The organism is Stenotrophomonas sp. STK16_22 (assembly GCF_051984505.1).
Lineage (GTDB): Bacteria > Pseudomonadota > Gammaproteobacteria > Xanthomonadales > Xanthomonadaceae > Stenotrophomonas > Stenotrophomonas maltophilia_A.
In genome coordinates this window covers 155,767-166,921 of record NZ_CP196972.1, presented here as the reverse complement: position 1 = coordinate 166,921, position 11,155 = coordinate 155,767, and the positions used below count along the sequence as shown (strand labels likewise).

Sequence of the window (11,155 nt, the reverse complement as noted above, 5' to 3'; positions counted from 1 at the left end):
TCCGCATCGCTTCCAGGAACGCGAACAGGCCAGGGCGTGGGATCTGGCTGACCGCATTTGAGATCAGCGTTCCTTCTAGGTCCATTGCAAGAATGGTTGGTCTCATACATCCCTCTGATCTTTAGCCAGACCTGCACGAAAGTCAGACCGCTTCAGGTGCGCATGAACAACAGTCAGCAGTACGACCGTATTCCAGCGTCCATGGTAAATGGCACCCCTTGCCTAGGTGCTGACGTGCTGCCCATCCAAGTAAGATCGCACATCCCGAAGTTCGCGCAAGCCTCCGCGACAAATAAAATCCAGCACGGTGTTACCAGCAAACATGGGCGCCATGTTAGGTCGCCTTATCCAGCCATCCGCCTGAATGGGGTCAGGCAGAAGGATATGAAGAGCTTTGTAAATGCCGAGTAGATAGCTAATCCGCACCAGGACCTCGGCATCGATATGCTCGTAGGCCCCTCGCGCCCATGCCTCATAAAAAGCATCGGGTGGGCTTCCAAGCAAAGCTCTCTGCTGAGGTCCGGACAGTTGCCATCGCGCAGCGAGGTTGAAGAACGCTCTCAATGCTGAGCCTGAAAGCTCTTCGCGACTGAGCTCATCTGTAGGGATGGTCATCATGTACTCATCTTCCAATCAACCTCCCTTAGAGGCACATCGTGGCGCAGCACAACCCCACGCCTACAGGTGCGCCGACATCTCTTTCAACAGTCGGCAGCATGCCCATGCTAGCGCAATCCACAAACTGTATTGCGTACTAAATCATCTGACATGCCAGCCGCTGTAGCAGCATGCATATCAGATGATCTGATACGTGATCAGATAATCTGCGCCCCACAAGCAAGAAGATGTGCTCGCTGTTTGCAATATGAAAGAGAGTGAGTGATGCTCGCCTACATGGTGCCCTTGTCGATACAAACGCTAGCACTTCGCGCAACGACTCCTGACCAGCTCGCCGAGCAGGTGGCGGAGGAGTACGGGCTCTATGTCCGGCTCTCAGAAGTGTGGATGCTGCTTGGCTACAACAGCATCAGCGCGGCCAGGCGCGCGGCGTATGACAACCGCCTGGGAATAGCAACCTCGACCATTCCCGGCAGGAAGGGGCGCATGATCCGATCCAGGGATCTCGCCCAATGGTTGTTCAATGCATCACGCGGCGCAGATCCCGTAACCAGTCGGCGGACCGCTCAATGATCCCAATCTGCCCATGGAGGTCCTCCAGATGAGCTAAGAAGACTCTCTGGGGCAGAAAAGACAAACCCCGGCTGGCAGGCCGGGGTCTGTTTAAGGCGCAGCGATGAGAACCGCTATGCCGAATCTACCCCCTTACCCCGATAAGAATCAACCCCTAGGCATTCCGGGAGGGAGGCGGCTGCCCGCCTCCCAGTAGATAGGCAGGGTTCCATGAATCAAGAAGAACTGGCCCAGCGTCTGCGGGAGCATGAGGGCCTAACTGTCGAACAGCGACAGCACATCCTTGAGATGGCTAGCTCGAGTCCAGCGCGGAAGCCAGGAAAAGGCGCGCTGAACAACGTTGTGACCCACTTCAACTCAGTCAAGTGTGGCCAGCTCATCACGCTGGAGAGTCATACCGTTGAACATATGTTCGCGCTGACTCTGGAGCTGGATCCGGATGTGCTTGGCTACTTCCCGCAGGTTGCCTGTAAGGGAGTGAGACTTGGCAATCATGTAAGGAGCGGCACCTTGGATTTTCTGGTCGTCCGCACCCGTCGCATTGAGCTGGTCGAATGCAAGGCCGGCTCCGCTCGTGACAGCTTGCTTGCGGCAAAGTCCGGTGAATGGGTCGACGTCGATGGAAATCTTCAGAACCTTGCCTATGGCCCTTGGGCAAGGCAGCGCGGCATGGAGCACGTCCTGTGGCTCAGTCCCTCCCGCGTCGACACGCCACTCCGGAACCTACAGGTCATCTATAACGAGGTGCGTATGGTACCCGCCAACGAGGCTCAAGCCTTGGGCAGACGCATCCATGCGCATCTCGCCGACGGCCCCAAGAGCCTCGATTGGATGATCGAGACTATCGAGGGATTCAACGTGAGCCAAGCGGCGCTTCTGCTTGGAACCCGCTGGGCCTTCGGTCCAGTTGAGCATGTTCCGCTCACGGACACGAGCAACTTCTTTTTGACCTTGAGTCAGGCTCAGGCTATTGAGATAGGAAGCAACTTCTTTGAGGTTGCCAGGCACTCTCGCAATCAACTGAACTCTGCGTTCGCAACGGCGACGCTAGTCGACGCCACCAACGCCGAAAAGCGGCTCGCATTGATTCAATCCGCGCATGCGAAGGGTACAGCCGTCCCCAAACACCTGCGTGAGATAGCGCGGAAGGTGATCGAGGCGCGAAGCAGAGGTGACAACGAACTCGAGCAGTGCCTTACCAGGTTTCATGCAAGCGGAAACCGAATGAGCCGGCTTACCCCCGTTCAGGAGAAGCGGACGGCTGAGGCAATTCGCGCATACGCCGCAGGCAAGTATTCACAGAAGAAGGACGCATACGCTGCGCTCAAGGAGGCCTGTGAATCTGACGGCGAGTCGCCACAGAGCCGCCAGGCCTTCGAACGCAGGCTCGCTGATCCGCGCCTGGAGCTGCGTAAGGTCCTTGCAACGCAGGGAATGCGTGGCTACCAAAAGCAAAGGCCGCGCTCGGACGCGCGCGACCGGTCGGGTACAGCCTTAGCTAAACATGCAGTCCTGCACGTGGACAGTACCAAAGTCGACGTGAGGGTGGTGAGCGACGATGGAATGGAAGCAAGCGCAGAGTCCCCTCTGATTTATCTAGGGACAGATGAGGCGACTGATCTGCCGATGGCGCATTCCATTGTCTTCGGGCCAGCACGGCGCGATGGTTTGGCCATCCTGATACGTGACTACGTCCGCAGACATGGACGACTGTTCAACAGCATCTTTGTCGATCGAGGAACGGAGAATCAGTCACACTTTCTCATTGCTCTGGCTTTGCGATATCAGTTCTCAATCCATATCTGCCCAACGGCAGGTTCGAGGTTCAACTCGGACGTAGAACGCTACTTTGGAAGGTTCAATTCCCAGGTCAGCCATGAGCTTGTCGGTAGCACCGATCCCGACAAGGCGGGCCGAGGCGTGGATGGGAAGTTCAAGAGCTACAAAACTGCCAAGCACCGCTTTGAAACCGTTCATACGGTTGCCAGGGAAACGCTTTATGAGCACTTCCCGAGCGTCCCTGTACAAGGCTTCGCAAGTCCGGCCGAACGGGCAGCCCACGCAGATCTTCTCTTTCCTAGTGCCGGCCTGCACGCATTGGTTGACGAAGAATTCCTCTTCAGAACCGCGATCCCGCACAGCAATAACAAGTATGTACCCGGACGAGGGTTCGAGGTGAATGGTCGGTACTTTCACTCCAATGAACTGAGGGAGCTCGACGCGTCATTCGATGTTGAGCAGCTTCGAACAGACCCGGAGGACCCGAGCTTCATCTGGGTTAGGACGAATCGTGGACTGTTCAAGGCGTTCTGCAACTTGATCGGGCCTCTAGCTAATTCCACCCTGATTGAGCGGTCATTCAGAGGTATGTATGACCAGCTCTACGCGCCATCGCTCCGCGAAGCAAAGCAGAGCGCGAGGCACGCTCAGGCGATGCGTACGGCAGCCGCGAACGCGAAGCCCAACACCGCGGCTCAACCCAAGCCGGGGGAGGCGGACTCCAGTAGCCTCCCTTCTCAATCAAATGACGCTCTTGACGAGATCGCTCTGCGCGGAATCAAGAAGCGAGCGATGGATGACTTTGACGATATTGAGTCGCCGTAGCTTGTGCAATTGGGGGCAAGCCCGCGCCAGTCATTCAAATTCACAGGAACCGATAGTGGACAGCAACTCTGGAATTCCTTTTGTGAATCATAGCCGCATGAGGACGGCTTACTCCGAACTCTTGAATGCCATCCAAGGTGCGCGCCCAGGTACGTTCGTCTGGGCATTGGCTCCTTCTGGCTCGGGCAAGAGTGAGATCAGACAAGCTATTCTTCCCGTCCTTGCCGGGAAGCAGAGCCTCTGGCCAGCTGGCACGCTTCCTTTGATATCGGTGCGTGCAATGGCCAATGATCGGGGAAAGTTCAACTCCAAGGATCTCACGCTGCGCCTCCATCACGCTGTGGTGGAACCAGACTTCGGCTGGCTGGAGAACAAGGACCGATCGGTCAGTACTGATGCGCACCATGTCCAGGCGGAGGCAGAGGTAAACAATCAGCTGTGGAAGAGAGTGAGGGCAACGCAGTCGCAGCCGAGATTGCAGCACAGCTTCGAATCTGTGGCGAAACAACGTCAACTTAAGTACATCTTCCTGGAAGAAGCGGCAACCTTGACGATGGTGCATCTTCATCAAACCAGCTATGGGTACATGTCGAACCTTGTGCGACTGATTGAAGAAATCGGCTGCGTCATAGTGATGCTGGCTACCCACACTGCGGAGAGTTTGTGGGCGGGACACCCCGACGTCTGGAATCGATCCCGGTTCGTCTACATCCGGCCGTATAACCTGAAGAATTCCCAAGACGAGCGGGATTTCGTTGCAGTGCTGAAGGGTATCGGGCAGAGCTTCAACCTGTCCGATCCCAAGCTCCTCGTTAAGAATACTGATTTGATGTACGCCAATGGTGCTGGCGTGTTCGGCCCCACTATCGACGTCGTCCATAGGGCTGAGCTCCGCCGAAAGAATGAGGGAGCGAACAGCATCACTGAAGCGCACTTGCACGCCAGCTCCTCAAGCGAGAAGGAGCTTGGAACCGTGTGGAGCAGCGTGCTGGCCTTCAACAAGCTTGCGGATCAGAGGCCCTTGAATGGTGAGAAGAGAATTGCTGACTTCCTGAAGCGCATGGGTACGGGGGAGTAGAGCGAAAATGACTACGGCACACATGCGGTATCGGTGGACAGCACTGCCGCCAATTGCACCGATCGACGGAGCCACCGCCCAGACTGAGTCACTTGGAGGGTACTTCCAGAGGATGTGCGAAACGACCGGGTTTACAAAGACACACCTCGCAGGAGTGCTTGACAAAGTTGCGGGTCAGCCAAGAAATGGACTGAGTGAGCGAAATAGCTTCGTGGGACCAGGGCAGGTGAGCCTTAACCGCGCGCGCGCGCTAGAGCAGCTGACTAACCAACGCCTGGTCGGCTGCACGCTCTCGCCTTTCATTAATGTCCTGCAGATGCGGGATGGCGGCCTTGCTGGCATCAATCGCCGCTGGTGTCCTGAGTGCCTGCTGGAGGCTGGCGAGAGTAACGGTCTAAGTGAGAGGCTCATCTGGAACTTCCTTCACTACTCGCATTGCTCCTTGCACTCAGTCAGAATCATTGATCGCTGCCAAGAATGCGGCAACAGTCAACAGTTGCGAAGGGGCAACGCGGCCTCGTGCGCCTATTGCGGTTGCAGCCTAGCGCGCGCAACCACGCACGAGAGGCCGAGCGCACTTCAGTCCTGGGCCAACGCCTCGATCGAGGACGTCGTACGCTGGACCGCAACCAACCCTGATGTGGTTATTCCTGCGGAGAACTATCAACGTTTCTTTGATGGGCTCCTTCAAGATGGGACATTGGATAGGCTGAAGATCGTTCATAACAGGTTCTGGAGGGATGCAATTCGCTTCAGACGAACTACTACCACTTTCAGAACGCTACTCAACCTATCCGCCATCAAATCTGTTGACATTATCGGAATTTTGACCGAACCAGTTCCGGCCTCATCGACTTCATTGTTTCCAAGCCATGAGGTGGACGGTGAGATCGCCTTTGATCTAGAGGACTGGGGGGCTCAGGCGAGGAAATTCGAAGTCGTGCTCCACGCGCTCTGCAAGGCCAATACGCGTGTCTTCCCTAGCCAGCAGTTCCTTAGCTTATTGTTGGTTTCTAAACGAAAAAGTTCTATCCACCGTGCGCCGTCATTCAGCGTCTACCTAGATCTTCAGAGGCAACCTGGCCAGGACCTTCTTGCGGGTCGGAACATGGCGAGCAGAATTATGGCCCTGTCCATGACCCTGCTTAAGAGCGGCATGCGCGAGCGGGGCGTAGCAAGTGAAGTTCTGAAGAGATTCGCCATTTCGGCAGAGATCGCTAGAGAGTGCGCCCGGACCGCAGTTGTTATTACAAAGGCCATGCGCTCTCCGGCCTTCCGAGCTTCCGGTGATCCCTTCCCGTGCCGCTGAAGAAGGCCAGAAGAAGACATCACTTCCCTGCGCAGCCGAGCGGGTTGTTCAACCGCGGGGTTCTACCCCGATATCACGGACGGTTCTAAAAGAGCTGCAACCTTCTGGTCCTGCCTGGCGACCCTTCGTCGCATCCTTGGGTTATGGCGTCGCTCTATGTAGTCAAACGCATCCGCTCGTGCTGCATACTTTGTGGCGCAGTTCGTTCGATAGATCCGCTCACGCTTGAGTGGCCCAAAGAGGGCTTCGCAGGCCGCGTTGTCGCCACAATGACCCACAGCGCTCATCGAGCAGATCAGCCCGTTAGCCGCTAGATGCCCTTGGTAGTCGGGCTGCGGAACTGGCTGCCTCAACCCGAATGCAGGATTACCTCATCGCTTCCTTGACGCTGCCACACCGCCATCTGCACAGCCCGGGTCACCATCTGGCGATCCTGTCGATCGTGTATTGACCAGCCCACGATGCGCTGGTCGTACAGATGCAGCTTGCCCTGTCGGGTCTTGATCTCGGTAATATCTGTCACCCACTCGGTTTCCGGCTCCAGCGCGAGAAAATCGCGTTCAAGCAGTTTGACCACGCCCGGCGCTGTCATGGCCGGAGTTGCGCACCGCCCGCGACGCTTGCGCTGGGGCCAGCCCTGCAGGCCGTCGGCGGCCATCAGGCGCGCATCCGTCAGTCATGAGAGCGTGGCCTGAATGACAGGCTTTGAAATTCCGAGAACACTGCAAATTCGATTGGTGGCCACAGCCCAGTTTCCAGATATGAGAAGTTGATTGACTCAGGGCAGCCGATGGGCAGCACCGCTGGAAGAGAAGGCTACGCCAGGCCGTTCCCGAAAGAATTGGCGATCCGGGGACATCAGTGTTACGAATTGCAATAACAAACTGTTGTCCTTCATGAGGGCCGTCGCCAATCAAACTCCGCCACCATGTACAAGCGCCATCACTGCATTGACCGAATAGGGCCTGCCACTTCATCGCGCGTCGGTGCGCTGAAAGGCACTGCTACCAGACGTACCCCCCTGCCTTCGCTTGGGGGACGGATCCGACGTCGCCCCTTACTTGCCTGAGGGGCCGGGGAACCAAAAGGCGATGCGCGTACGAGTGTTGCCGGAACGTCCAATTCCCCTGATTTGATTAGAATCTGCCCAGGTAGATAGGGGCTGTCAGCCGGCCATCGTCGTGCTGCAGCTAGGGACAGGAGGCGGCTACGCCGCCATGAGCACAAGGAGACATCAGGGTGTACTTGGCAGAGCTGTCTATCTCGAACTTCCGCAAGATCAACAACGCAGTACTGCACTTCCAAAGTGGACTGAACGTTCTGGTTGGTGCGAATAACGCGGGCAAGACCGCCATTGTCGATGCGTTGAGGTCTCTCCTTGCCGGGCACGATGAACCGTACCCGCGGTTGGACTCGGACGATATTCATCGGCCGAAGACAGGATCGCCTAGCGGCAACATCGTGTTCAAGTACATCTTCCGAGGGTTGAGCCCCGATGATGAAGCTGACTTCATGACTGCCCTGAAACCTGCCAAGGACGGGCAGATGGAGGCGCATATCACCATCAGCTTCTCCGAGGCGGATAAGACGGGGCGACTTAGAGCGAAGCGCTGGTGCGGAGACCATGATGATGTCGGCTTGACAACGGACATGATGGAGAACCTTCGTGGCGTCTATCTACAGCCCCTGCGCGATGCTTCTCAGGCTCTTAGACCCGGCCGCACAAGCCAGCTGTCCCGACTGTTTCAGCTGCTCGTTGATGACGATGGCAAGATCGAGATCAATAAGGCACTGAAGCTGCTGGATGATGAGCTCAAGACGAAAGCGCCGATTGTGAGCACCCATAAGGCGATAACCACTCGCCATTCCGAGATGTTGGGGCCACAGCTGTCCCAGCTGCTCGAGCTGGGGGTTAGCGTCAGCGATTTCCAACGCCTGGCTTCGCGTCTCTCCCTTACCGTTGATCTGTTCGAGCTTGAGCAAAACGGGCTCGGATTCAACAATCTGATCTTCATGGCGGTCGTTCTCAGCGAGCTGACCAAGAACCCGCAAGCCAGCTATCGAGGCCTGATCATTGAGGAGCCCGAGGCACATCTGCATCCCCAATTGCAGGCTGTGCTCCTGGGATACTTTGAGACCATCAAGGCAGTGGACAAAGAGAAGCCTGTCCAGCTGTTCGTTACCAGCCACTCACCCAACTTTGCCAGCATCGCCAACCTCGACAGTCTCACCTGTCTTGTCGACACCGGAATCAGGGTGGAGACTTTTTTTCCCCGAGACATCAAGTTTTCTGTCGGAAAGCGTGAGAAGCTTGAGCGCTATTTGGACGTCACTCGGGCTGAGCTCTTCTTTGCACGCCGCGCAATCCTGGTCGAGGGCGCTGCGGAATTGGTCCTTGTCAGTGTGCTCGCCGAGAAGTGCGGTCGCGATCTACGTAAGCATGGGGTAAGCCTCATCAGCGTTGAAGGCCTCAACTTCGACTCATTCATTCCACTGTTCGGCGAGAAGGCGCTGAAGATTCCTGTTTCCGTGCTTACGGATGCAGACCCAACAGGTCCGAGTGAAGAGGATGAAGAGGAAGAGGGCGATGGCAGCGCAGAAGCGGACGACCATGCGCCGGAAGATGGGACCTCTAGTGGAAAGAAGAAGGCGGCTCCTGTCTACCCTTCGATCGGCGACAAGGTGCAGGTGTCCGCCAATACCTTGAGTATGCTCAAGTTCGAGGATTCATATCTCAAGATCTTCCATGGGCTAAAGACGCTTGAGTATGACTTGGCCTTGTACGCCAGCAATCGCAAGATCATGCTTGCGGCGCTTAAGGAGCTACACCCGAAGATCTCTGCGAACCTGGAGAAGAAGGTAGACGCCGCTACGGGAGATGCAGAGAAGGCTCGCGTACTGTTCAGCGGAATGTTCGAGCGGAAGAACGGAAACGTCCAGAAGGGGCGCTTTGCACAAGCTTTGGCGTACCTGATCGCCAAGGCGAAAAAGGAAGAATTCACTGTTCCGGAGTACATCCAGTCTGCAGTCGAACACGCTTGTCAGCTTGGCCCGAAGAAGGCTGAAGACGAATGAGCACGGATACTACTCCTTCAGCTGAACAGCGTGAGATCATCACGGCACCATTGCATCCGATGTCGGTCATCGCTTGCGCGGGAAGTGGGAAGACCTTCACGGCTGTACGCAGGCTGGCCCACATACGTCAATGCCTCGGTGATCACCGGGGCCGGGTTGCGCTCCTGTCCTTCTCGAACATCGCCGTGGAGACCTTCAGGCGCGAGTACCAGGCACTCGCAATGGGATCGCTCAAGATCCCGTCCCACCAGCGTGTCGAGATCGACACATTGGACGGGTTCATTACGACAAATATTCTGCGACCCCACGCCCATCGGACGATGGGGTGTACCACGACCCCGTTCTTGCTATCAGGGAGCGAGTCATTCCTTTTAGGAAAGGACTATCGCTTCTGGGTGGAATCGCCGAGAACCGATAACTACCCAGTGCCCCAAGGGCATATCCATCGCGTTGTCATAGGCCCTTCTGGGGCTGAAACGGGCTTTTTCTATCAGAACTCCGGCATGCTGGCGAGGATCAACAATGGCCCAAAGGTTGCCGCAGCCTTGGGAAAACTGGGGGCTTACACCCATGAGCTGGCCCGCTACTGGGTCGACCTTACCCTCCGCGAACAACCCGAGATCCTCCGAGTCCTTGCGCGTCGCTATCCCCATATCCTCATTGATGAAGCCCAGGATATCGGCATCCTGCACCAGGTGATCATTGAGAGGCTCAGCCAAGCAGGCTCTCAGATTTCCCTTATTGGGGATCCCAATCAAGGCATCTACGAGTTCATGGGCGCGACCGGCTCGTTCCTGTCCAGCTACCACAGCAAACCCGGTGTTTCTGCGGCCGCCCTGACGAGGAACTATCGGTCCGTACCGGCCGTACTCGATCTCGCCAACGCAATCTCGGCGCGCACGGACGATCCGGATAGGACAGCGCCACCTACGCTCCACGGGGCCTACTTCGTTCCGTACACGACTGCCGATACGAAAAAGGTCGTGGCGGCCTTCCAGGCAACACTGGTCTCCGCTGGGTTGGACCCAGCACGCTCCGCCGTGCTCTGCCGCGCACGCAAGTGGGCCAACGAGCTGGCTGGGCATGGGGGTGCGCCTGGCGTGGGAACGACCAAGATCCTTGCCCAGGCAGCGATGGCGCGCGATATCCACTCCGACTACTCAACAGCATTCAGACTCGTGGCAACTGCCATCATGGGTTTGATCGACAACGCGCCCAAGGGCATCGTTGCTCGCCTGACTCAGCCTGTCAGGTACCCAGAGGAACGAGCACTTCGTCGTGTCATCTGGGCTTTTACGCGAGATCCGGTCTCGGGCCTGCCCAGCGCGGCGCTGCCCGCTATTAGCGATTGGCAGCCGGCAATGTTGCAACGTGTAAGGGTCCTGATGACCAATCTGAGCACAGCCCACGGTCTCAACCATACATCGTCCACGCTCGGTGCTCGGCTCTCGAAGAGGAGTTTGCCCGGCTCACCGCTAATGAGCCCGCCTGACCTAGGTGCCGATCAGCCCTTGCGGGTCAGAATCAGTACCGTGCATCAGGTCAAGGGCGAAAGCCTGGATGCCGTCCTCTACATGGCAACGAAACCGCATGTATCTGCACTGCTAGGCGGAGGTTCCACCGAGGACGGGCGAATCGGGTACGTGGCTGTGACCCGGGCAAGGGATCTGCTGTGGTTGGCTGTCCCTGTAACAGCTTTGAAGAGCCTTCGTGCCGATCTCCATGCAAAGGGCTTCAAGGACGCAACCGCTACGGCTGCAGCCCCAACGGCCGGACAGGGCAACGGTTCCCCCTGAATGGGCGCATTGGATAGCAACCCAACGCGGCACTGGAATCAACGTCAGCGCAGGAGATGAAGCTGAATGGGAGCAAGCATAGGTTTTCGCTAGATCGGACTT

At 57.0% G+C, this 11,155-nt stretch carries 7 protein-coding genes and 1 pseudogene; 6 read left to right on the top strand and 2 right to left on the bottom strand.

What is annotated here, in order from left to right:
* Window positions 1-222: 222 nt before the first annotated feature.
* Entirely contained in the window at window positions 223-618 is a 396-nt protein-coding gene (locus ACSYAO_RS00725) for a hypothetical protein (protein ID WP_080356540.1), read from the bottom strand.
* A 264-nt stretch (window positions 619-882) separates the two neighbouring features.
* Here ACSYAO_RS00725 and ACSYAO_RS00720 point away from each other — a divergent pair, with 264 nt between their 5' ends.
* The 4 genes from ACSYAO_RS00720 to ACSYAO_RS00705 all read left to right on the top strand — a co-directional run bounded on the left by ACSYAO_RS00720 (window position 883) and on the right by ACSYAO_RS00705 (window position 6,182).
* Entirely contained in the window at window positions 883-1,191 is a 309-nt protein-coding gene (locus tag ACSYAO_RS00720) for a hypothetical protein (RefSeq protein ID WP_049462213.1), read from the top strand.
* Between the two features lie 210 nt (window positions 1,192-1,401).
* Window positions 1,402-3,795 carry a transposase gene (locus tag ACSYAO_RS00715; RefSeq protein ID WP_239684304.1) on the top strand — a complete coding sequence of 798 codons (2,394 nt, stop codon included), beginning with the start codon at window positions 1,402-1,404 and terminating at the stop codon, window positions 3,793-3,795.
* Window positions 3,796-3,850: 55 nt separating this feature from the next.
* On the top strand, window positions 3,851-4,873 hold the full coding sequence (locus tag ACSYAO_RS00710) for a transposition helper protein (RefSeq protein ID WP_223224734.1): 1,023 nt from the start codon (window positions 3,851-3,853) through the stop codon (window positions 4,871-4,873).
* Window positions 4,874-4,880: 7 nt separating this feature from the next.
* Complete coding sequence (locus ACSYAO_RS00705; RefSeq protein ID WP_080356541.1) at window positions 4,881-6,182, top strand: TniQ family protein; 1,302 nt, start codon at window positions 4,881-4,883, stop codon at window positions 6,180-6,182.
* Window positions 6,183-6,244: 62 nt separating this feature from the next.
* Here the strand turns inward: ACSYAO_RS00705 and ACSYAO_RS00700 are convergent.
* A pseudogene (locus ACSYAO_RS00700) lies at window positions 6,245-6,849 on the bottom strand (IS3 family transposase); the annotation flags it as partial.
* Window positions 6,850-7,421: 572 nt separating this feature from the next.
* Here ACSYAO_RS00700 and ACSYAO_RS00695 point away from each other — a divergent pair.
* Together ACSYAO_RS00695 and ACSYAO_RS00690 are read left to right on the top strand one after the other, a co-directional pair.
* Complete coding sequence (locus ACSYAO_RS00695; RefSeq protein WP_049462214.1) at window positions 7,422-9,257, top strand: ATP-dependent nuclease; 1,836 nt, start codon at window positions 7,422-7,424, stop codon at window positions 9,255-9,257.
* Window positions 9,254-11,053, top strand: a complete 1,800-nt coding sequence (locus tag ACSYAO_RS00690; protein WP_049462215.1) for a UvrD-helicase domain-containing protein — start codon at window positions 9,254-9,256, stop codon at window positions 11,051-11,053. The genes ACSYAO_RS00695 and ACSYAO_RS00690 overlap by 4 nt, the downstream gene beginning before the upstream one ends.
* The last annotated feature ends 102 nt before the right edge of the window (window positions 11,054-11,155 follow it).